This window comes from Paenibacillus sp. NPDC057967 (genome assembly GCF_042887015.1).
Classification (GTDB): domain Bacteria; phylum Bacillota; class Bacilli; order Paenibacillales; family Paenibacillaceae; genus Pristimantibacillus.
In genome coordinates, this window is record NZ_JBHVQB010000015.1 from 42,219 (window position 1) to 64,747 (window position 22,529).

General features: G+C 48.2%; 28 protein-coding genes. All 28 read left to right on the top strand.

Features of this window, described 5'->3' with window-relative positions; all coding sequences use genetic code 11:
• The first annotated feature begins 37 nt into the window (after positions 1-37).
• The 28 genes from rpoC (at position 38) to rplF (ending at position 22,509) form a co-directional block, all read left to right on the top strand.
• Positions 38-3,664 (top strand): DNA-directed RNA polymerase subunit beta', encoded by a 3,627-nt coding sequence (rpoC, locus tag ACFVSO_RS28025; protein ID WP_387480025.1) that lies wholly within the window; start codon positions 38-40, stop codon positions 3,662-3,664.
• A gap of 246 nt (positions 3,665-3,910) precedes the next feature.
• Positions 3,911-4,147 (top strand): hypothetical protein, encoded by a 237-nt coding sequence (locus tag ACFVSO_RS28030; RefSeq protein ID WP_387480026.1) that lies wholly within the window; start codon positions 3,911-3,913, stop codon positions 4,145-4,147.
• A gap of 87 nt (positions 4,148-4,234) precedes the next feature.
• Positions 4,235-5,338 carry a hypothetical protein gene (locus ACFVSO_RS28035; protein ID WP_387480027.1) on the top strand — a complete coding sequence of 368 codons (1,104 nt, stop codon included), beginning with the start codon at positions 4,235-4,237 and terminating at the stop codon, positions 5,336-5,338.
• A gap of 18 nt (positions 5,339-5,356) precedes the next feature.
• Positions 5,357-6,145 carry a hypothetical protein gene (locus ACFVSO_RS28040; protein WP_387480028.1) on the top strand — a complete coding sequence of 263 codons (789 nt, stop codon included), beginning with the start codon at positions 5,357-5,359 and terminating at the stop codon, positions 6,143-6,145.
• A 218-nt stretch (positions 6,146-6,363) separates the two neighbouring features.
• On the top strand, positions 6,364-6,783 hold the full coding sequence (gene rpsL / locus ACFVSO_RS28045; protein WP_387480029.1) for a 30S ribosomal protein S12: 420 nt from the start codon (positions 6,364-6,366) through the stop codon (positions 6,781-6,783).
• 69 nt (positions 6,784-6,852) lie between these two features.
• Complete coding sequence (gene rpsG, locus ACFVSO_RS28050; RefSeq protein ID WP_116050258.1) at positions 6,853-7,323, top strand: 30S ribosomal protein S7; 471 nt, start codon at positions 6,853-6,855, stop codon at positions 7,321-7,323.
• 29 nt (positions 7,324-7,352) lie between these two features.
• Positions 7,353-9,431: an elongation factor G gene (fusA, locus tag ACFVSO_RS28055; RefSeq protein WP_387480030.1), complete on the top strand. Its 2,079-nt coding sequence runs from the start codon at positions 7,353-7,355 to the stop codon at positions 9,429-9,431.
• A gap of 120 nt (positions 9,432-9,551) precedes the next feature.
• The gene (gene tuf / locus ACFVSO_RS28060; RefSeq protein ID WP_387480031.1) at positions 9,552-10,742 is read left to right on the top strand and encodes an elongation factor Tu; all 1,191 of its coding nucleotides are present in this window, start codon (positions 9,552-9,554) and stop codon (positions 10,740-10,742) included.
• Positions 10,743-11,039: 297 nt separating this feature from the next.
• A complete protein-coding gene (locus ACFVSO_RS28065) occupies positions 11,040-12,053 on the top strand; it encodes an ABC transporter substrate-binding protein (RefSeq protein ID WP_387480032.1) in 1,014 nt (337 codons plus the stop codon).
• Between the two features lie 95 nt (positions 12,054-12,148).
• A complete protein-coding gene (locus ACFVSO_RS28070; RefSeq protein ID WP_387480033.1) occupies positions 12,149-13,060 on the top strand; it encodes an ABC transporter permease in 912 nt (303 codons plus the stop codon).
• Positions 13,060-13,854, top strand: a complete 795-nt coding sequence (locus ACFVSO_RS28075; protein WP_387480034.1) for an ABC transporter ATP-binding protein — start codon at positions 13,060-13,062, stop codon at positions 13,852-13,854. The genes ACFVSO_RS28070 and ACFVSO_RS28075 overlap by 1 nt, the downstream gene beginning before the upstream one ends.
• A 934-nt stretch (positions 13,855-14,788) precedes the next feature.
• A complete protein-coding gene (gene rpsJ / locus ACFVSO_RS28080; RefSeq protein WP_005544556.1) occupies positions 14,789-15,097 on the top strand; it encodes a 30S ribosomal protein S10 in 309 nt (102 codons plus the stop codon).
• Between the two features lie 39 nt (positions 15,098-15,136).
• Positions 15,137-15,760: a 50S ribosomal protein L3 gene (rplC, locus tag ACFVSO_RS28085; RefSeq protein ID WP_119803794.1), complete on the top strand. Its 624-nt coding sequence runs from the start codon at positions 15,137-15,139 to the stop codon at positions 15,758-15,760.
• A 28-nt stretch (positions 15,761-15,788) separates the two neighbouring features.
• A complete protein-coding gene (gene rplD, locus ACFVSO_RS28090; RefSeq protein WP_387480035.1) occupies positions 15,789-16,412 on the top strand; it encodes a 50S ribosomal protein L4 in 624 nt (207 codons plus the stop codon).
• Complete coding sequence (gene rplW, locus ACFVSO_RS28095; protein ID WP_087570311.1) at positions 16,412-16,705, top strand: 50S ribosomal protein L23; 294 nt, start codon at positions 16,412-16,414, stop codon at positions 16,703-16,705. The genes rplD and rplW overlap by 1 nt, the downstream gene beginning before the upstream one ends.
• 17 nt (positions 16,706-16,722) lie before the next feature.
• The gene (rplB, locus tag ACFVSO_RS28100) at positions 16,723-17,553 is read left to right on the top strand and encodes a 50S ribosomal protein L2 (protein ID WP_387480036.1); all 831 of its coding nucleotides are present in this window, start codon (positions 16,723-16,725) and stop codon (positions 17,551-17,553) included.
• Positions 17,554-17,620: 67 nt separating this feature from the next.
• Entirely contained in the window at positions 17,621-17,902 is a 282-nt protein-coding gene (gene rpsS, locus ACFVSO_RS28105; protein ID WP_068679361.1) for a 30S ribosomal protein S19, read from the top strand.
• Positions 17,903-17,945: 43 nt separating this feature from the next.
• A complete protein-coding gene (gene rplV / locus ACFVSO_RS28110) occupies positions 17,946-18,281 on the top strand; it encodes a 50S ribosomal protein L22 (protein WP_119803800.1) in 336 nt (111 codons plus the stop codon).
• Positions 18,282-18,294: 13 nt separating this feature from the next.
• On the top strand, positions 18,295-18,957 hold the full coding sequence (gene rpsC, locus ACFVSO_RS28115; protein WP_387480037.1) for a 30S ribosomal protein S3: 663 nt from the start codon (positions 18,295-18,297) through the stop codon (positions 18,955-18,957).
• A gap of 2 nt (positions 18,958-18,959) precedes the next feature.
• Positions 18,960-19,394, top strand: coding sequence for a 50S ribosomal protein L16 (rplP, locus tag ACFVSO_RS28120; RefSeq protein ID WP_068679355.1), 435 nt, complete (start codon positions 18,960-18,962; stop codon positions 19,392-19,394).
• Positions 19,384-19,584: a 50S ribosomal protein L29 gene (gene rpmC, locus ACFVSO_RS28125; RefSeq protein WP_119803804.1), complete on the top strand. Its 201-nt coding sequence runs from the start codon at positions 19,384-19,386 to the stop codon at positions 19,582-19,584. The genes rplP and rpmC overlap by 11 nt, the downstream gene beginning before the upstream one ends.
• 51 nt (positions 19,585-19,635) lie before the next feature.
• Positions 19,636-19,899, top strand: coding sequence for a 30S ribosomal protein S17 (rpsQ, locus tag ACFVSO_RS28130; protein WP_119803806.1), 264 nt, complete (start codon positions 19,636-19,638; stop codon positions 19,897-19,899).
• 46 nt (positions 19,900-19,945) lie between these two features.
• Positions 19,946-20,314, top strand: coding sequence for a 50S ribosomal protein L14 (gene rplN / locus ACFVSO_RS28135; RefSeq protein ID WP_087570318.1), 369 nt, complete (start codon positions 19,946-19,948; stop codon positions 20,312-20,314).
• Between the two features lie 50 nt (positions 20,315-20,364).
• Positions 20,365-20,718, top strand: a complete 354-nt coding sequence (gene rplX, locus ACFVSO_RS28140; RefSeq protein WP_387480038.1) for a 50S ribosomal protein L24 — start codon at positions 20,365-20,367, stop codon at positions 20,716-20,718.
• Between the two features lie 31 nt (positions 20,719-20,749).
• Complete coding sequence (rplE, locus tag ACFVSO_RS28145) at positions 20,750-21,292, top strand: 50S ribosomal protein L5 (protein WP_116050235.1); 543 nt, start codon at positions 20,750-20,752, stop codon at positions 21,290-21,292.
• Positions 21,293-21,318: 26 nt separating this feature from the next.
• Positions 21,319-21,504, top strand: coding sequence for a type Z 30S ribosomal protein S14 (locus ACFVSO_RS28150; protein ID WP_013312154.1), 186 nt, complete (start codon positions 21,319-21,321; stop codon positions 21,502-21,504).
• Between the two features lie 32 nt (positions 21,505-21,536).
• A complete protein-coding gene (rpsH, locus tag ACFVSO_RS28155; protein ID WP_387480039.1) occupies positions 21,537-21,935 on the top strand; it encodes a 30S ribosomal protein S8 in 399 nt (132 codons plus the stop codon).
• A 31-nt stretch (positions 21,936-21,966) separates the two neighbouring features.
• Positions 21,967-22,509, top strand: a complete 543-nt coding sequence (gene rplF, locus ACFVSO_RS28160) for a 50S ribosomal protein L6 (RefSeq protein WP_387480040.1) — start codon at positions 21,967-21,969, stop codon at positions 22,507-22,509.
• The last annotated feature ends 20 nt before the right edge of the window (positions 22,510-22,529 follow it).

The following is a 22,529-nucleotide window of genomic DNA, read 5'->3' on the forward strand; positions in this document are numbered from 1 at the left end:
TAAGACACAGTCATACATGACGAAGGAGGGTTGCTCCTTGTTGGACGTGAACAACTTCGAGTATATGAAAATTGGTCTGGCTTCGCCGGATAAAATTCGCTCGTGGTCCCGCGGAGAAGTCAAGAAGCCGGAAACCATTAACTACAGAACGCTTAAGCCCGAGAAGGAAGGTCTCTTCTGTGAGAAGATTTTTGGACCGACCAAGGATTGGGAATGTCATTGCGGTAAGTACAAACGCGTACGCTACAAAGGCGTAGTCTGCGATCGCTGCGGAGTGGAAGTAACCCGCGCGAAAGTACGCCGTGAACGTATGGGCCACATCGAGCTTGCAGCTCCTGTATCCCACATCTGGTACTTCAAAGGCATTCCAAGCCGCATGGGTCTTGCACTGGATATGTCCCCTCGTTCCCTGGAGGAGATCATCTATTTTGCATCTTATGTCGTGACGGACCCAGGAGATACGCCGCTTGAGAAAAAACAGCTCCTGTCCGAGAAGGAATACCGCAGCTATCGTGAGAAGTACGGCTACGGCTTCCAAGCTGGCATGGGTGCAGAGGCTGTTAAGAAGCTGCTTCAAGACATCGACGTTGAGCGCGAGCTTGAGACGTTGAAGGAAGAGCTTCGCACGGCACAAGGCCAACGCCGCAACCGCGCGATTAAGCGACTTGAAGTTATAGAAGCATTCCGTAATTCGGGCAATCAGCCGGAGTGGATGATTCTTGACGTGCTGCCGGTGATTCCGCCGGAGCTTCGTCCGATGGTTCAGCTGGACGGCGGCCGCTTCGCGACCTCCGACCTCAACGATCTGTACCGCCGCGTAATTAACCGGAACAATCGTCTGAAACGCCTGCTTGATCTGGGCGCTCCGGACATTATCGTACAGAACGAGAAACGTATGCTTCAGGAAGCGGTTGACGCCCTGATCGACAACGGCCGTCGCGGCCGTCCGGTTACAGGACCAGGCAATCGTCCACTGAAATCCCTCAGCCATATGCTGAAGGGTAAGCAAGGCCGTTTCCGTCAGAACTTGCTCGGTAAACGTGTCGACTACTCTGGTCGTTCCGTTATCGTCGTAGGTCCTAACCTGAAAATGTTCCAATGCGGTCTTCCGAAGGAAATGGCGCTGGAGCTGTTCAAGCCTTTCGTCATGAAAGAGCTTGTGAACAAAGGTCTCGCTCACAACATCAAGAGCGCAAAACGTAAAGTCGAGCGCGTAAGTCCTGAAGTATGGGACGTTCTTGAAGAAGTAATCAAGGAGCATCCGGTTCTCTTGAACCGTGCACCGACGCTTCACAGACTCGGTATTCAAGCATTTGAACCGATTCTGGTTGAAGGCCGCGCCATCAAGCTGCATCCGCTCGTATGTACGGCTTATAACGCCGACTTCGACGGTGACCAGATGGCCGTTCACGTTCCGTTGTCCGCAGAAGCGCAAGCGGAAGCGCGCCTTCTGATGCTGGCATCGGGCAATATCTTGAACCCGAAAGACGGCAAGCCTGTTGTTACGCCTTCTCAGGATATGGTTCTCGGTAGTTACTACCTGACTATGGACAACAAGGAATCGAAAGGTTCCGGTTCCGTATTCGCAACAGTGAACGAAGCGATCTCCGCTTACCAACGCGGTATCGTATCGCTGCACGCACGCATTTTCATTCCGGTGAAAGTGTTGAAGAAAACAAACTTTACGGAGCAACAGCAAGCATCCTTGCTCGTTACGACGGTGGGTAAGGTCATCTTCAACGAAATCTTCCCTGAAGATTTCCCTTACATCAACGAAGCAACGAAGGTTAACCTGCTGCAAGGAACACCTGATAAGTATTTTGTTTACGAAAAAGGCGCAGACCTTCACAAGTTCACAGAAGATCTGGCTACGCCTGGCGCAGTAGGCAAAGACTATTTGGGTCAAATCATTGCAGAATGCTTCCGTCAATACCATACAACGCTGACTGCGGTTATCCTTGACCGTATCAAGCAACTTGGTTTCACGTATTCTACCAAAGCGGGTATTACGATCGGTGTTTCCGACGTTATTATTCCGAAGGAAAAAGCGGGAATCATGAAAGCTTCCGACGAGAAGGTTGCTACCGTTATGAATCAGTACCGTCGCGGTCTGATCACGAACGAAGAGCGTTATGACCGGATCATCAGCATCTGGAGCAAATGTAAGGACGAGATTACGGAAGTCCTCATGAAATCGATGGATCGTTACAACAACATCATGCTCATGGTGGATTCCAAAGCACGGGGTAACAAATCACAGATTACACAGCTTGGCGGTATGCGCGGTCTGATGGCGAATCCATCCGGTCGTATCATCGAGTTGCCAATCAAATCGAACTTCCGTGAAGGACTGACAGTCCTCGAGTACTTTATCTCGACGCACGGTGCGCGTAAAGGTCTTGCCGATACGGCGCTTCGTACAGCCGACTCCGGTTACCTGACTCGTCGTCTTGTAGACGTTGCGCAGGACGTAATCGTTCGTGAAGATGATTGCGGTACGGACAAAGGCTTCGCAGTTAGCAAGATCCAAGATGGCAAAGAGGTTATCGAGGATCTGTATGACCGTATCGAAGGCCGTTACGCATTCGAGACAATCCGTCATCCGAAGACGGGTGAAGTGATCGTCAACCGCAGCGAACTGATCGATTCGAACAAAGCCGATGCGATCATCGATGCTGGCGTAGAGCGTCTGCAAATTCGTTCTGTACTCAGCTGCCGTGCGCGTCATGGCGTTTGTAAGATCTGTTATGGACGTAACCTGGCGACTGGCAAGCATGTTGAGATCGGCGAAGCGGTAGGCATTATCGCGGCGCAATCGATCGGCGAGCCGGGTACACAGCTGACGATGCGTACGTTCCATACAGGCGGCGTTGCCGGCGACGATATCACGCAAGGTCTTCCGCGTATTCAGGAGCTCTTCGAGGCTCGTAATCCGAAAGGCCAAGCGATTATCACTGAGCTTGACGGCGTCATCAAGGAAATCCGCGAAGCGAAAGACCGTCGCGAGATCGAGGTACAAGGCGAAGCCGAGTCCAAGGTCTATGCGGTCACTTACGGCTCGCGTATCCGCGTAGTGGAAGGCCAGCATATCGAAGCAGGCGACGAGCTGACAGACGGTTCGATCGATCCGAAGGATATGCTTCGCATCAAAGGCATTCGCGGCGTACAGAACTACATCCTGCAAGAGGTACAGCGCGTATACCGTAACCAAGGCGTTGAAATCAACGATAAACACGTCGAGGTTATGATTAAGCAAATGCTGCGCAAAATCCGCATCGTCGAAGCCGGCGATACGACTCTGCTGCCAGGCGCATTCGTAGACATTCATGAATACGAGTCCGCTAACCGTGAAGCGATCTTCGCAGGCAAAGAGCCAGCGGTTGCGAAGCCGGTATTGCTTGGTATTACGAAAGCGTCCCTCGAGACGGATTCCTTCTTGTCCGCAGCATCCTTCCAGGAGACGACTCGTGTCCTGACAGATGCAGCGATCAAAGGCAAGGTTGACCAGCTTCTTGGTCTGAAAGAGAATGTTATCATCGGTAAGCTGATCCCGGCTGGTACGGGCATGCAGCGCTACCGCAACATTCGCTTCGCAGGCCTCGAAGAAGAAGTGGTCGAAGGCGCCGAACAGGGTGAAGCTGCTGAACCATTGGCAGTAGAATAACTTTTATCGCCTAACCAGGCGATTCTATAGAGCGACACATGGTTCCCGCACATTGTGAGGACGATCCATGTGTCGTTTTTCTTTGTTTCAGGAGGAAACATAGCGGTGGGATGCGGAATATGCTGATAGTGATCCATCATGTCAAACGATTGGTATGAAGGAGCAACTTTGAAGCTGGTCTAAGCGTTCTATAGGATGAGAGCGCGTTGACAGCTTCTTTTAACAAAGCTAAGGGAGCTGAATGATGTGAAGTCTATCTCATTAAAGCTGCTTGTTCTGATTATGTTAATTGTGCTGGCGGTCATCTCTATATGGCTGGAGCGTAAAGCAGATAATAGAGCTACCAGCGGAGTGATCGGTGATCAGGTAGCTGCAGTTACCGATATGGAGGGTAAGAGCGTGTTGTATCAACCATCTGATGGGACCGTCAGTCCCCTAAACAATCTTCAGCTAGAAAGGCTTCGACCGAATGGAGATGGATAACTTATGGAATCTCGTGAGGATGGTTTAGGATTCATAAGATAGGTGTAAGGATATAAAGCGCATTTCGCAAGGAGGAGCAAAGGAGCGATGAAATTGAGATACAAACAATTCTACGTCATTCTATTTACTATAGCCGCATTACTCCTGTTAGCCTCATTGTTATGGGAGCGCAAGGGAATTGAAGAGGTCATAGCCGAGCACGAGCTGGATATGGACCTGTATTCGAACTATGACAATCTGTATGCGCTTGCAGAAAATGAAGAGCAGAAGGGGGATCTGAATTTTTTGAAAGCCAATGATATACTTGGTCCCGGCGTTTGGCTCCGCGAGGGACTTATCATTGTTGGTGAGCTCCCCCAGAATCAACAGCGGCTTACTCTGCAAGCAGTCAGAGACAAGCTGGAAGCCTATATAGATGACGAGACGCTAATGAAACAACTTAATCTCATTGCGGGAGCGCCAGATTGGCTGGGCGGCGGGGATGTTGGCCGGGTTATTTATCATCTGAATGATGAGGGGACGGAATCCGTTCATTTCTCCTATGGAGTGGTATCTTATGTTCATAAGGATAGCAACGGCATAGAACAGGTAGAGCTTCTGCACAAGCCGGATCAATATGAGCCAAAGACGTATGAGGTGACGCTGTCTACCCCGGATTTTGGCATTACAAAAGAGCTGACCGATATGGTGGAACAAGCTGGGTTTATCGTCGAAGGGCGTTATGAGAAGAAACTGGGAACGACTCAGCATAACGAACTGTATACGGATGAATACAGCTTCATTGTAGAAAACGTCCTATATGGTGATCTAGACGAAAGCCCAATCTCCATATCGATTCCGAGCTTTGATATTCAAGCAAGACCGCATGATGACCAGACGTATGAAGCAAAAGGCGCTAGATTCTATTTTGAAAAGATTGAGCTGGGTAAGCCCTATATGTTGTTCTTGAGGAAGCAATCGGGATTTGAAGAATATTTTCCGTCAAGCATACCGTTTCAGATTTTCTTTGATGAAGCTGGCATGGCCACACTTGATTATCGGAAAAGCGTGAGCGAGGATGTGAGGCTTACACCTAATGGGGATACGCTGATTTTTACGCGAGAAGGTCTGGGCATTGAACATTCGGAGCAAATTAGCGGGATGAGCCGTGAGCAGATTGTAGAGCAGCTGCAAGCGGTATTGTCGAAGTAGTACCAGGGAGAGGAATCGATGACAGCGAGATACAAGATGGACGATCTGTTGGCGCACATACGGGCACGGCTTGGGATAGATGAGGAGACGAATCTTTTTTACGGAAACATAGACGGTATACGGACGGAGTTCAAGAAGCTCAGCGAAGAACAATTGATGCTGCGTACCGAATGTATGGAGCTGGAGCTGCGTCCTGGTTATGTGAATGAAGACCATAATAAACTTATTCATATGCTTGAGCCAGTAGATACGGTGTATAAGGAGTTCAATTTAGATCATCCCGTCAAAATCATTTCAGGTTTTCTTAGTGAAGATATAGACAAGACCAAGAAGCCGACATCATTTCCGTTTAACTTTGTGCTGAAAGTTTATAAGAGCTTTCATGATATCGAGGATACGGCTGACAGATTCCAAATGAATTATGAGGGATCGGTTCTGGAATTGGAGAGTATGAGTGAGGATGAAATCGTCATTCGATGGGATGGAGGCGAAGTGTTCGCTCGTTCATTCTTACCTTATTCGGACAAGCTCTTGGCACAGAATAGCGAGTATTTTTACGAAAATATGACTCTATCAAATTATAGTAAGGTTGCCGTACTGTACAGAGCGCATGCAGACGAGCAAACGGATCGTGATGGCCTGCTGGCTGCGTTAAAACTGCTGTTAAGCTATTATCATGGCCTCTTAATTCGGATTGAACTTCCGACGGTAATGGAGATTGTGGAGAGATTGGCATATCGGCAAAATGATGTGGAAATCGACAATATCCGTTATGCCGTGTATCTGGAGCCAGGCTCAATGATGTAGCGTTGCATGAAACTTTTGTAAATCGTATCCAAGGACGAAAAATACCCCACAACACGCTTGACATGCATACGTGCGAAGTGATAATATATCGGAGTGTGCCTGACGACTAGGCTTAAGGAATACTAATGTTCAATTATGAACCGCCTGGCTCTGTGGGCTTAAAATTGGGTGAAATGTCTACCATCATAAAGACATGAATAAGGGGAGGGGGTGGCAACATGCCAACAATTAACCAGCTCGTTCGTAAAGGACGTCAAGCGAAGGTCGTTAAATCGAAATCGCCAGCCTTGCAAAAAGGCTTTAACGCTCTGAAACGTGAAGCAACTGACATCAACGCGCCTCAAAAACGCGGTGTGTGCACTCGTGTAGGTACGATGACTCCAAAGAAACCGAACTCCGCGCTTCGTAAGTATGCGCGTGTACGTCTGACTAACCGTGTTGAGGTTACAGCGTACATTCCAGGTATCGGTCATAACCTTCAAGAGCACAGCGTGGTTCTGATCCGCGGCGGTCGTGTAAAAGACCTTCCGGGTGTTCGTTACCACATCGTTCGTGGCGCATTGGATACAGCAGGTGTTAACAACCGTAACCAATCCCGTTCGAAATACGGTACTAAGCGTCCTAAAGTTAAGAAATAAGAAGTATAACACTATCTTGTTGATAACAAGCTAGAACAAGTTACTATTAGAAGAAAGGGGGACTTTCTCATGCCACGCAAAGGTCCTGTAACGAAACGTGATGTGCTTCCGGATCCGGTTTACAATAGCAAACTGGTTACCCGCCTAATCAACCGTATTATGATCGACGGTAAGAGAGGCACTGCACAAACACTGTTATACGATGCATTCAAACTGATCCAAGAGCGCTCGGGAAAAGATCCGATGGAAGTGTTCGAAGCAGCTTTGAAAAACATTATGCCGGTTCTTGAGGTTAAAGCTCGCCGTGTAGGCGGTTCTAACTACCAAGTACCTATCGAAGTTAAGCCTGAGCGCCGTACGGCTCTTGGTCTTCGTTGGCTCGTGAACTACTCGCGTAACCGCGGCGAGAAAACGATGACAGAACGTTTGGCTGCTGAAATTCTGGATGCTTCCAACAACACTGGCGCATCCGTTAAAAAGCGTGAAGACACGCACAAAATGGCAGAAGCGAACAAAGCATTCGCTCACTACCGCTGGTAGGATAACCATTTACGAGAGGAGACATATTTATGGCAAGAGAGTTCTCCTTGGAAAATACGCGTAATATCGGGATTATGGCGCATATTGACGCTGGTAAAACCACAACTACTGAACGGATCTTGTTTTTCACTGGCCGTACCCACAAAATCGGTGAGGTGCACGAAGGTGCAGCTACGATGGACTGGATGGAGCAGGAACAAGAGCGCGGCATTACGATTACGTCTGCCGCGACAACCGCTCAATGGAAGGGTAACCGCATTAATATCATCGATACCCCAGGTCACGTTGACTTCACAGTAGAAGTTGAACGTTCCCTACGCGTATTGGACGGGGCCGTTGGTGTTTTCAGTGCGAAAGAAGGCGTTGAGCCACAGTCTGAGACTGTATGGCGTCAAGCTGACCGTTACGGCGTTCCTCGGATCGCTTATGTTAACAAGATGGACATCATCGGCGCAGACTACCTCAATGTTGTTAAAGACATGCGTGAGCGTCTGCAAGCAAATGCCGTTGCAATTCAGTTGCCAATCGGCGCTGAGTCCGACTTCGTTGGCGTAATCGATATCATCGAGCGCGTAGCGTATACGTACAAAGACGATCTTGGTAAGGATCCGATCGAATCCGAGATCCCGGCTGAGTACAAAGAGCAAGTCGAAGAACTTCGTCTTGAGCTGGTAGAGAAAGTTGCTGAGCTGGATGAGGATCTGATGATGAAGTATCTGGAAGGCGAAGAAATTACGATTCCAGAACTGAAAGCAGTACTTCGCAAAGGTGTTTGTGAAGTTAAGATCTTCCCGGTTGTTGCAGGCTCCTCGTACCGTAACAAAGGTGTTCAATTGGTATTGAATGCAGTTGTTGATTACCTGCCTGCACCAGTTGACGTACCAGCAATCAAAGGTACGCTCGAAGACGGTGAAGAAGCAGTTCGTCTTTCATCTGATTCCGAGCCGTTCTCGGCTCTGGCATTCAAAATCATGACAGACCCTTACGTTGGTCGTCTGACATTCTTCCGTGTATACTCGGGTATCCTGAAATCCGGTTCGTACGTTCTTAATGCAACTAAGAACAAGCGTGAGCGGATTGGCCGGATTCTGCAGATGCATGCGAACAGCCGTCAAGAGATCTCCGAAGTACACTCGGGCGATATTGCTGCTGCAGTAGGTCTGAAGGATACAACTACAGGTGATACGCTGTGTGACGAGAAGAACCCGATCGTTCTCGAATCGATGAACTTCCCTGAGCCAGTTATCCAAATCGCAATCGAGCCTAAGACGAAAGCAGACCAAGATAAACTTGGCGTTGCAATCTCCAAGCTCGCTGAGGAAGATCCTACATTCCGTGCTTATACAGACGAAGAAACGAACCAAACGATCATCGCAGGTATGGGTGAGCTTCACCTTGAGATCCTCGTTGACCGTATGCTTCGTGAATTCAAAGTAGAGACGAATGTTGGTAAACCTCAGGTTGCATACCGTGAAACCTTCCGTGTAGCGGCTAAGGTTGAAGGTAAATTCGTTCGTCAGTCCGGTGGTAAAGGTCAGTTCGGTCATTGTTGGGTTGAGTTTGAACCTCAAGAGGCTGGTACAGGCTTTATCTTCGAAAGCAAAGTCGTGGGTGGATCGATTCCTCGTGAATATATCGCTCCGATTCAGGCTGGTATCGAAGAGTCGATGAAGAACGGCGTTATCGCTGGCTTCCCGCTCGTTGATATCAAAGCGACTGTTGTCGATGGTTCCTACCATGACGTCGACTCCTCGGAGATGGCGTTTAAGATCGCAGGTTCCCTGGCGCTTAAAGCTGCGAAAGAAAAATGTAAGCCTGTCCTTCTTGAGCCAATCATGAAGGTTGAAGTTACTGTTCCTGAAGAGTACATGGGCGATGTAATGGGCATGCTGAACTCCCGTCGTGGTCGCATCGAGGGTATGGATTCGCGCGGTGGCGCGCAAATTATCCGTGCTAAGGTGCCTCTCTCCGAGATGTTTGGTTACTCCACTACACTTCGTTCCGGTACACAAGGACGCGGCGTATTCTCGATGGAGCTTTCTCACTACGAAGAAGTTCCTAAGTCGATCGCCGAGGAGATCATCTCCAAGCATAAAGGCGGAGAGTAATTTTACTCGAAGTCCCACTGCAACAATTGTTTGTAATCGGCCGTCATCAGGTATGCTTGCACTCTCGGTGCCGGCCCACACATAAAAAATATCAAGTTATATTGAGGAGGACTCAGTTCAATGGCTAAGGCAAAATTTGAACGTAACAAACCGCATGTTAACATCGGTACAATCGGTCACGTTGACCATGGTAAAACAACACTGACTGCTGCGATCACAACTGTACTTTCCAAAAGATACGGCGGTGCGGCAATCGCATTCGACCAAATCGACAAAGCTCCAGAAGAGCGTGAGCGCGGTATTACAATTTCTACATCTCACGTAGAGTATGAGACTCCTAACCGTCACTATGCTCACGTTGACTGCCCAGGTCACGCCGACTATGTTAAAAACATGATCACTGGCGCGGCTCAAATGGACGGAGCGATCCTGGTTGTATCCGCATCTGACGGCCCAATGCCGCAAACGCGCGAGCACATCCTGCTCTCCCGCCAAGTAGGCGTTCCTTACATCGTTGTATTCCTGAACAAATGCGACATGGTTGAAGACGAAGAGCTTCTTGAACTGGTTGAGATGGAAGTTCGCGACCTTCTTTCCGAGTACGAGTTCCCAGGCGACGACACTCCAATCATCCGTGGCGCTGCTCGTGAAGCACTGGCTAACCCAGATGGTCCTTGGGCTGACAAAATCGTTGAGCTGTTCGAGCAAGTTGACACTTACATCCCAACTCCAGAGCGCGACACGGCTAAGCCTTTCCTTATGCCTGTCGAGGACGTATTCACAATCACAGGCCGTGGTACAGTTGCTACAGGTCGCGTAGAGCGTGGCGTTATCAAAGTTGGCGACGAGATCGAAATCATCGGTCTTCAAGAAGAAACTCGCAAATCCGTTGTTACGGGCGTTGAGATGTTCCGTAAATTGCTTGACTCCGCTCAAGCAGGCGACAACGTTGGCGCATTGCTTCGCGGTGTAGACCGTAAAGACATTGAGCGTGGTCAAGTATTGGCTAAGCCAGGTTCCGTTAAGCCACACACGAACTTCACAGCTCAAATCTACGTTCTGACTAAAGAAGAGGGTGGCCGTCATAAGCCTTTCTTCACTGGCTACCGTCCACAATTCTATTTCCGTACAACTGACGTAACAGGTATCATCAACCTGCCTGAAGGTACTGAAATGGTTATGCCTGGCGACAACATCACAGTTACTGTAGAACTGATCGCTCCAATCGCGGTTGAAGAAGGCACTCGCTTCTCCATCCGTGAAGGCGGCCGTACTGTAGGCGCTGGCGCTGTAGCTACAATCCAAAAATAATGCCATGCAGCGTAAGCTGCATCGTGTAAACTGCCTCGAGCTTAAGCTCGAGGCAGTTTTTTGTTGTGTTCTCATTTATTAATAGCTATTTCCTTAATATTAGGATTGACGCGGTGAAAATGCACCTTTAATATATGTATATAAATCGATGAAGTCGTCCCAATATTGCGACTTTATCACCAGTTATATCCATAGACTTTATTGGATTAATGCAACATTGCAACAATGTATTAATGCGGCAATTGTTTCTATCGGCAATGAAGGTAAATGGATGATAATGAGAGGGGTCATTAAAGTATGAAGAAAAAATTCTGGCTTGGATTGGCACTGGCGTCACTAATGGCTGTAACCGCTGCTTGTGGCAGTAATGGCGGAGGCAAAACAACGGAAGGCGGCAATTCGGAAGGCAAGGAATATACAGTAGCCATCTCGCAGATTGTTGAACATCCATCGCTTGACGCCACACGGGAAGGTTTTCTGAAAGCGCTTGAAGATGCTGGCTTGAAGGTGAAAGTGGATTACAATAATGCTCAAGGCGATCCGAACAACTTCAAGTCCATTGCGGAGAAAATTGCTTCCGGCAAATCTGATCTCGCATTAGGAATTGCTACAGCTACAAGCAGCGCATTGGTTGAAGCTGTCAAGGACAAGCCGGTATTGTTTGCGGCAGTAACAGATCCGCTGGGCGAGAAGCTTGTGCCGCAGTTACAAGCACCAGGCGGCAACGTTACAGGTGCATCGGATACGAATCCGGATGCGATTGTTCAATTGATGGATTTTATTGCGAAAGAATTCCCTGATGTTAAAAAGGTTGGCGTAGTCATTAATGAAGGTGAGCCTAATGCTGTCGTTATGACTAACATTGCTCAAGAAGCGCTAGCCAAGCATGGGATTGAAATCGTTAAAGCAGCAGTAGTGAACAGCTCTGACGTTCAGCAGGCAGCTCAGTCTCTCGTTGGCCGTGTTGACGCTGTTTATGTAACGCTGGATAACACGGTTGTTGAAGGCGTTGAATCCATTATCGATGTAGTTACCGAACATGATATTCCGTTCTTCTCAGCTGATCGTGATACCGTAGAAAAAGGCGCTTTCGCAACCGTAGGCTTTAAATACTTTGATCATGGATATGAAGTTGGCCAGATGGCTGTTGAAATTTTGAAAGACGGGAAGAAACCAGGGGATATGAATGTTAGAACCCCAGAGAAGCTGGACTTTATCCTTAACTTGTCCGCAGCAGAAGAATTAGGCATTACCGTTACAGATGCTATGAAGGCATATGTGAAAGATCCGGAAAACAACATCATCAAATAGTAAACTTTTTTTAAGTTATATAACAATGGCATGGGGTGATCGGGCTTCTGATTGCCCCATTGCTATTACTTACAGGAGAGGAGGACGCATCATACATGCTAGTTTCTTTACAAGGCGCAATTGAAAGCGGATTGCTTTATGCGCTTATGGCACTGGGTGTTTACATCACATTCCGGATTCTTGACTTCCCTGATCTAACGGTTGATGGAAGTTTTACAACGGGAGCCGCTATTGGTACAGTCATGACCATTGCTGGTACGCCTCCATGGTTGGCGGTGATTTGTGCGTTTATGGGAGGGGCACTGGCGGGAACGTTAACCGGGTTGCTTCATACCAAAGGTAAGATAAATGGACTTTTATCCGGCATTATTATGATGATTGCTCTATACTCGATTAACCTTCGTATTCTAGGCAAGCCAAACGTTTCTCTTCGAGGCGAGGCCAACGTATTTGACGGTGCTTCGGTTCTTGCCATAGGTCTGATCCTTGCCGTAGTGGCGAAGGTAGGACTGGATTTGTTCTTCAAGACGAATATGGGTCTTAGCTTGCGTGCCACGGGCGACAACAGCCGCATGATTCGCAGCTTTGGCGCGAACACGGACATTACGATTATTATGGGCGTAGCATTATCCAACGCTTTGGTAGCATGCTCGGGCGCTCTAATTGCGCATTCGCAGAATGCGGCCAACAACTCGATGGGTATTGGTATGATCGTAATCGGTTTGGCGTCTGTTATTATAGGTGAGGCGATCTTCGGGGCTAAAACGATTTTCCGAGCAACTCTGGCCGTAGTACTGGGCGCAATTATTTATCGTATTATCTATGCCTTGGCGTTGCGCGTGGAATGGCTGGATGCCCAAGATATGAAGCTGATAACAGCTGTCATAATTGTTTGCGCTTTGGTTGTACCGACGGTCCGCCGAGCGATCAAGTCGAAGTCCACCGCCAAGAAGCGTACGGAAGAAGTACTGTCATCTGTGGGGCAATCGGGCGGAGGTGGACGCTGATGCTAAGAATCGAAGGCGTATCCAAGCTATTTAATCCCGGAACGGTTGATGAAAAGATTGCATTGTTGAATGCGAATCTCCAGATGAAGCCTGGAGACTTTGTTACCGTTATCGGAAGTAATGGCGCTGGCAAGTCGACGCTGATGAACATTATTTCAGGTGTTATGAAGCCTGATGCAGGCAATATTTTTATCGAGGATACGGATGTTAGCCAGTTGTCGGAATTCCATCGCAGCAGATGGATCGGCCGTGTATTTCAAGATCCGATGGCAGGCACTGCGCCGCGTATGACGATCGAGGAGAATCTGGCGATCGCGTACAAGCGCGGCAAGCCGCGCGGATTGTCCTTTGGCGTAACGAGCAAGAATCGCAAAGTATTCCGGGAAGAGCTTAGCCGGCTTGGCATTGGTTTGGAAAACCGCATAACGGCCAAAGTGGGTTTGCTCTCCGGCGGCGAGCGGCAAGCGTTAAGCCTGCTGATGGCTACCTTTACGAGACCACAGATCTTGTTGCTGGACGAGCATACAGCGGCGCTTGATCCGGCTCGTGCGGAGCTTGTCACGAGGTTGACGGAAAATATTGTGCGCGAGTTGAATCTGACAACGCTTATGGTTACGCACAATATGGAGCAGGCTATTCGACTGGGCAACCGACTGATCATGATGGATAAGGGGAAGATTATTCTTCAGGTTGACGAGGAACAGAAGAAGGGTCTGACCGTGGAACGATTGCTTGGTGAGTTCGAGCGCATCAGCGGCAAGAAGATGGCCGATGATCGTGTTGTGCTTGGTTAATTTTGTGCGTGTAACGAGGCTGCGTGTATATGGGCTAACGTGATCAATTAGGATAAAAGCAGCGACATCATGTTGCTGCTTTTTCTGTTGCACTATTTATATAGAAGAAACTCGTTAAAGGGCAGTGCAGAAGCGAATGATTAGTTGGGGAATGCGTGGTAATGGAACTAGTCTTTTTGAGGTAATTAAGGCATGTATGCATCCAACCAAGTTAATGGATTTGGCAAAATGCCGCTGCTATGTGAATCCGTCATAAACCAATCTAAATAACCGAGGGCAACTGAACCGTATGAAGATACACGCGTAGAGTCAGCACAAAGGTATAAGTCGTTGGAACGACTTAAAGGTATGCGGATGAGCGAAATGCGTTTTAAGTCGGTCATACCGATCTAAAGGGGGGAATACGTACAGAATACAGCTGCAAGTCGATCGTACCGACCTAAATGTAAGCGGATGAGCGAAATGTGTTCTTTAAGTCGATCATACCGACCTAAATGAATGGAAATGACCGAAATGTGTTTTTAAGTCGATCGTACCAACCTATGAGGAAGAATGCGTGCAGATTACAGCTGTAAATCGATCGTACCGGCCTAAATGGAGTAAATACGTGCAGAAATAGGCTCTAAGTCGTTTAGATCGACCTCTAACCAACCCCCTCTTATAATTGATCCTGCCATACCTATCACGGTCAGATATCCGCATACCTAAAAGCTCATAACGACGCGGTTTCCCGCGTAAAGAACATTTATTCAGAAAGGCAGAAGTTTTAGTTGCAAATGCCCGCCCAATCCGATATAATATTGACTGTTGGTCTGACGTTGCGTTGATGTGAGAGGTTGCCGACACACCCGGCTCCTTTGCCATGGAGCTTGTGGAGGGTTTTCTCACGGAGTATGTCCGATTAAAAAATTGGGCGAAAGAAGGAGGGACTTATATGGCAAAGCAAAAGATTCGTATCCGCTTGAAAGCATACGATCACAGAATTCTTGATCAATCCGCTGAGAAAATCGTGGAAACTGCAAAACGTTCCGGTGCAGGCGTATCCGGGCCGATTCCGTTGCCAACGGAAAAGCAAATCATCACTATTCTCCGTGCGGTTCACAAGTACAAGGATTCCCGTGAGCAATTCGAAATGCGCACACACAAGCGCTTGATCGATATTGTGAATCCTACGCCGCAAACGGTTGATGCGTTGATGCGTCTGGATCTGCCATCCGGTGTAGATATCGAAATCAAACTGTAAACCGTATATACGATCATAGAGAGGAAATGAGGTGTCAACATGAAAGGTATCTTAGGAAAAAAACTTGGAATGACTCAAGTATTTACTCCTGAAGGCAACGTCATTCCAGTAACGGTTATCGAAGCTGGTCCTAACGTTGTTCTCCAGAAGAAAAACGTAGAAACCGACGGCTACGAAGCTGTTCAACTTGGTTTCTCCGATAAGAAAGAGAAGAGAGCGATCAAGCCAGAGATCGGCCACGCTAAGAAAGCGGGCGCGACTCCTAAGCGCTACGTTCGTGAAATTCGCGGGATTAACCTTGGTGAGTATGAAGTTGGCCAGGAAGTGAAAGCTGACTTGTTCGCAGAGGGCGAATTTGTTGACGTAACAGGTATTTCGAAAGGTAAAGGCTTTGCCGGCGTTATCAAACGTTGGGGACAAAGCACTGGACCAATGTCTCACGGTTCCCGTTATCACCGCGGACCAGGCTCCATGGGTTCCATTCAAGCGAACCGCGTACCGAAAGGCAAACGCCTTCCAGGTCACATGGGCAACGAGACCATTACGATTCAAAAACTCGAAGTTATCCGTGTAGACGCAGAACGCAACGTGATTCTGGTCAAAGGTTCCATACCGGGTCCTAAAAACGGCTTCGTTAAAGTAAAACAAACAGTTAAGAACTAATCGCTCTTGAAGAAAGGAGGAACATTAAATGCCTAAAGTAACAGTATTTAACGTGAGCGGTTCGCAAGTAGGCGAATTGGAACTGGCAGATAGCGTATTCGGTATCGAGCCTAACAATCATGTTATGCATAGCGCTGTCGTTCTGCAGCAAGCTGCAGAGCGTCAAGGAACGCACAAAACAAAAGGTCGCTCCGAAGTACGCGGCGGCGGTCGTAAGCCTTGGAAACAAAAAGGCACAGGCCGTGCACGTCAAGGTAGCATTCGCTCCCCGCAATGGGTTGGCGGCGGTACTGTATTCGGTCCAACGCCACGCACGTACGGATTCAAATTGCCTAAGAAAGTTCGTCGTCTGGCTATCAAATCCGCATTGTCTTCCAAAGTGATCGCTGAGAGCATCATCGTTCTGGATCAATTGACATTCGCGGCTCCTAAGACGAAAGAATTCGCAGGCATCCTTAACAACCTGAAAGTTGACCGCAAGGCACTGGTTGTTACGGCTAACTACGAGGATAATGTAGCATTGTCCGCTCGCAACATCCCTGGCGTGAAGTTCGTCGCAGCTGACGGCATCAATGTTCGCGATGTGCTTGTATATGACAAGCTGATTATCACTAAAGAAGCAGTAGAGAAAGTACAGGAGGTGCTTGCGTAATGAAAAATCCTCGCGATATTATCAAGCGCCCGGTTATTACGGAACGTACGAGCGATTACATGGCTGCCAAACGTTATGTGTTTGAAGTAGACCTTCGCGCGAACAAAACCGAAATCAAACAAGCTATTGAACAAATCTTTAACGTAAAAGTAACCGGCGTGAACACGATGCGTGTTGCAGGTAAACCAAAACGTTATGGCAGACATAGCGGATACAGACCTGACTGGAAAAAAGCAATCGTTCAATTGAGCGATGACAGCAAAGAACTTGAGTTCTTTGAAACGTCTGTTTAGAAAAGGAGGGAATACAAGTGCCAATCAAAAAGTACAAACCGACATCTCCTGCGCGTCGTAACATGTCCGTCTCCACTTTCGAAGAGATCACGACAAGCACACCGGAGAAATCGTTGCTGGCTCCGCTTTTCAAAAAAGCAGGCCGTAACAACCAAGGTAAAATTACGGTTCGCCACCATGGCGGCGGACATAAACGTAAATATCGTATCATTGATTTCAAACGTACGAAGGATGGCGTTGTGGGTAACGTTGCGACGATCGAATACGATCCGAACCGTACTTCCAACATCGCACTGATCCACTACGTTGACGGCGCGAAAGCTTACATCATCGCACCGAAAGGCCTTAAAGTGGGCGATCAAATCGTCTCTGGACCAGAATCGGATATCAAAATCGGCAACACGTTGCCGCTGAAGAACATCCCTGTTGGTACAGTTATCCACAACATTGAGTTGAAACCGGGCAAAGGCGGCCAGTTGGTTCGCGCAGCAGGTACTGAAGCTCAATTGCTGGGTAAAGAAGAAGATTATGTATCGATCCGCCTGAGCTCTGGCGAAGTTCGTCGTATTCTGAGTACTTGCCGCGCAACAATCGGCTCCGTAGGCAACGAAGATCACGAACTCGTGAAAATCGGTAAAGCCGGCCGTTCCCGTTGGCTCGGCAAACGTCCTGAAGTACGCGGCGTCGTAATGAACCCGAACGATCACCCACACGGTGGTGGTGAAGGCCGCGCTCCAATCGGACGCAAGTCGCCATTGTCCCCATGGGGCAAACCGACTCTGGGCTACAAAACTCGCAAGAAAAAGAAAGCATCGAGCCAATACATTATTCGTCGTCGTACGAAGTAATAGTTGCTTGATACCATCCGCGTGAGAGAGATCTCACGCCAGCGCTTATGCGAAGGGAGGATTCTACATGGGTCGCAGTTTGAAGAAAGGTCCGTTCATCGACGGCTATCTGCTAAAGAAAGTCGAGGATCTGAACGAGACGAACAAAAAGGTCGTTATTAAGACTTGGTCCCGTCGCTCGACCATTTTCCCGCAATTCATCGGTCACACTTTTGCAGTCTATGATGGTCGCAAACACGTGCCGGTATATGTAACTGAGGACATGGTTGGACACAAGCTGGGCGAATTCGCACCAACTCGTACGTACAAAGGCCATGCTAGTGATGACAAAAAAACGGGCAGACGTTAATTTGCCCTTTATCATTTTTTTATGAACGAGAGGAGGTTCCCACATGCAAGAAGCTAAAGCGCACGTTAAGTTCGTACGTATCGCTCCTCGCAAAGCGCAGCTCGTAGCGGACTTGATTCGCGGCAAGCAAGTTGGCGAAGCGATTGCGATTCTGCGTCATACGCCGAAATCGGCTTCCCCGATTATCGAGAAGTTGCTCAATTCCGCAATTGCGAACGCTGAGCATAACTACCAGCTAGACGTGAACAAATTGGTCGTATCGCAAGTATTTGCGAACCAAGGACCAACAATGAAACGTTTCCGTCCCCGTGCAATGGGACGTGCTAGCCGGATTAATAAAAGAACCAGCCACATCACCTTGGTGGTATCTGAAAAATAAGGAGGGATAACGTGTGGGTCAAAAGGTAAATCCAGTCGGCCTTCGTGTCGGGATTATCCGTGATTGGGAATCCAAATGGTACGCTGGCAAAGACTTTGGCGATCTTCTTCTAGAAGACGTTAAAATTCGTGAGTACTTGAAGAACAAGCTGAAAGACGCTGCAGTTTCCCACATCGAAATCGAACGCGCGGCTAACCGCGTGAACGTGACGATCCAAACGGCTAAGCCGGGTATGGTTATCGGCAAGGGCGGTTCCGAAGTTGAAAACCTGCGTACGGAGCTTGGCAAGATTACTAAAGGCAAAAAGGTTCACATCAACATTTCTGAAATCAAACAAGCGGATATGGACGCTATCTTGGTAGCTGAAAGCATCGCTCAACAATTAGAGCGTCGGGTATCTTTCCGTCGCGCACTGAAACAAGCGATCCAACGCTCCATGAGAGCTGGCGCTAAAGGGATTAAAACAGCGGTTAGCGGACGCCTTGGCGGCGCTGAAATCGCACGTTCGGAAGGCTACAGCGAAGGAACGGTTCCGCTTCATACGCTGCGCGCAGACATTGACTACGGCACAGCAGAAGCACATACAACTTACGGCCGCATCGGCGTAAAAGTATGGATCTATCGCGGTGAAGTCCTTCCTACGAAGAAGAAAGCTCCCCAGGAAGGAGGCAACTAATCATGTTGGTACCTAAACGCGTAAAACACCGTAAGCAACAACGCGGTAACATGAAAGGCCGCGCTAAAGGCGGCACTACAGTAGCATTTGGTGAATACGGCCTTCAAGCGCTTGAGCCATCTTGGATTACGAACCGTCAGATCGAAGCGGCTCGTATCGCGATGACACGTTACATCAAGCGTGGCGGTAAAGTATGGATTAAAATTTTCCCTGACAAACCGATCACTCAAAAGCCTCTCGAGGTACGTATGGGTAGCGGTAAAGGTAATGTTGAGAAATGGGTAGCCGTTGTTAAACCGGGCAAAATCATGTTCGAGCTTGCTGGCGTACCTGAAGAAGTAGCTCGTGAAGCAATGCGCCTTGCGGCTCACAAACTGCCTGTAAAAACGAAGTTCGTGAAACGCGAAGAAGTGGGTGGTGAAGCAAATGAAGGCTAGTGAATTTCGCAACCTAACCTCTGTTGAGATTGAACAACAGATCGCTGGTTTCAAAGAAGAGCTGTTCAACCTTCGTTTCCAATTGGCTACTGGCCAGCTGGACAACCCGACTCGGATTCGTGACGTGCGTAAGGAAATAGCTCGTGCTAAAACCGTTTTGCGTGAAAGAGAACTCGGAATCAGCAGCTAATAGATCCTTACCAAGACAAGTACGATCACGGATGAAGGAAGGAGGAAGAACATGAGCGAACGCAATGCCCGCAAAGTTCAAATCGGCAAAGTCGTAAGCGACAAAATGGATAAAACAATCGTGGTGGCTGTAGAAACCTACAAAAAACATGATTTGTACCATAAACGCATCAAGTACACGAAAAAGTACAAAGCGCATGACGAAAACAACCAAGCGAAAATTGGCGATACCGTGAAAATCATGGAGACTCGTCCACTATCGAAAGACAAGCGCTTCAGACTGGTAGAAGTCGTTGAAGTAGCTATCGTTCTCTAAAGCGCAAGCAGTAGCCTAGCATTTTTTCCGGAAGGAGGACGTCAAAATGATTCAACCATTTACACGCTTGAGAGTTGCTGACAACTCTGGCGCTAAAGAATTGATGTGTATCCGCGTTTTGGGCGGTACTGGCCGTCGCGTAGGACACATCGGTGACCTGATCGTTTGCTCCGTCAAACAAGCAACACCAGGCGGCGTTGTCAAAAAGGGTGACGTAGTAAAAGCGGTTATCGTTCGTACGAAACGTTCCGTTCGTCGTAAAGACGGTTCCTACATCGCATTCGACGAGAATGCTGCAGTAATCGTTAAGGAAGATAAGAGCCCGCGCGGCACACGTATCTTCGGACCAGTTGCTCGTGAACTTCGCGATAAGGATTTCATGAAAATCGTATCGCTTGCACCAGAAGTAATTTAATGATTGACCAGATAAAACCTGAAAGCTTAAGCGAGCAGGAGGTGTAATAAATGCCAAGGCTGAAAAAAGTATTGGAATCCCACAACAACAAGCTGCACGTAAAGAAAGATGATACGGTTATCGTCATTACCGGTAAGGATAAAGGTAAGAAGGCCCGCGTCATCGCAGCTTATCCGCGTGAGAACCGCGTACTTGTTGAAGGTGTAAACATGGTGAAGAAGCATTCGCGTCCTTCCCAGGCGAACCCGCAAGGCGGAATCATCGAGCAAGAAGCTCCGATTCATGTATCGAACGTGATGCACGTTGATCCGAAGAGCGGCGGAGTAACTCGCATCGGATACAAAGTGCAGGACAACGGTAAAAAGGTACGGATTGCTAAGAAATCCGGAGCAGTGATCGACTAATCGTTAATGTAGGAAAGGAGGTCCATGATCAATGACAGCAAGATTGAAAGGTCGCTTTCTTAATGAAATCACTCCTGCTTTGATGCAGAAGTTCAACTATACTTCGGTTATGCAAGTGCCGAAAATTGAGAAAGTCGTAATCAACATGGGTGTTGGCGAAGCGGTTTCCAACTCCAAAATTCTTGATGTTGCAGTTGAAGAATTGCGCATCATTTCCGGTCAAAAGCCGGTTGTCACTCGTGCGAAGAAGTCTATCGCAGGCTTCAAGCTTCGTGAGGACATGCCAATCGGGGTTAAGGTTACGCTGCGCGGCGAGCGCATGTATCACTTCCTTGACAAACTGTTCAATATTTCGCTTCCACGCGTACGTGACTTCCGCGGTGTATCGACTAAAGCATTCGACGGTCGCGGCAACTACACGCTGGGCCTGAAAGAACAGCTGATTTTCCCGGAGATCGAGTACGATAAAGTTGACAAAGTACGTGGTATGGATATCGTCATCGTTACGACGGCGAAATCGGACGAAGAATCTCGTGAGCTGCTGACCCAAATGGGCATGCCGTTCGCGAAGTAATCCACTTTTAGGAGGTGTAATACCCAGTGGCAAAAACTTCGATGAAAGTGAAGCAACAACGCACACCGAAATTCAAAGTGCGCGCTTATACGCGCTGTGAGCGTTGCGGCCGTCCGCACTCTGTTTTGCAAAAGTTTAAAATTTGCCGGATTTGTTTCCGCGAATTAGCATACAAGGGCCAGATTCCTGGCGTTAAAAAAGCAAGCTGGTAATCAAGCCTAGTTCGGGAAGGAGGTTCACATAAATGGTTATGTCTGATCCGATTGCAGATATGCTGACACGTATTCGCAACGCGAATGTCGTTCGTCACGAAACTGTGGAAATGCCTGCTTCGAAAGCAAAGAAGCAAATCGCTGAAATTTTGAAGCGCGAGGGCTTTATCCGCGATGCAGAATATATCGAGGACAACAAACAAGGGATTATCCGTATTTTCTTGAAATACGGCCCTAACCAAGAGCGCGTTATCACTGGTTTGAAGCGTATCTCGAAACCAGGCCTGCGTGTTTACACGCAAGCAACTGAGATTCCTCGCGTGCTTGGCGGACTTGGAATTGCGATCATTTCCACGTCCAAAGGCGTAATGACAGATAAAGAAGCTCGTCAGGTTAAATCCGGCGGCGAAGTTGTCTGCTACGTTTGGTAAGAAATAAGTCAGAAAGACAGGAGGTGTAACAATGTCCCGTATTGGTCGTAAACCAATTGCAGTCCCTGCTGGTGTAAACATCAACTTGGACAACACAGTGATTACTGTAAAAGGACCTAAAGGCACGCTTTCCCGTGAAATTCATAAGGAAATGAAAGTGAATGTAACGGAGAACGAAATCGTGGTTGAACGTCCTTCCGACAATAAATTGCATCGTTCCCTGCACGGAACGACTCGCAGCATTATCGCAAACATGGTGACAGGCGTTACAGACGGCTTCTCGAGAAACTTGGAGCTCGTTGGTGTAGGTTACCGTGCAAGCAAATCCGGCGACAAAATCGTGCTGAACGTTGGTTACTCTCACCCGGTTGAGATTGCTCCCGAGAGCAACATCGAGTTTGAGGTTCCAGCTAACACGAAAATTACCGTTCGCGGTATCGACAAAGAGCGCGTAGGCGCTGTTGCCGCTCAAATCCGTTCCGTACGTGAGCCGGAGCCGTATAAAGGCAAAGGTATCAAATACGAAGGCGAGCGCATCATCCGCAAAGAAGGTAAAGCTGGTAAGAAGAAATAAGGAACGTGAAACGTTCCTTA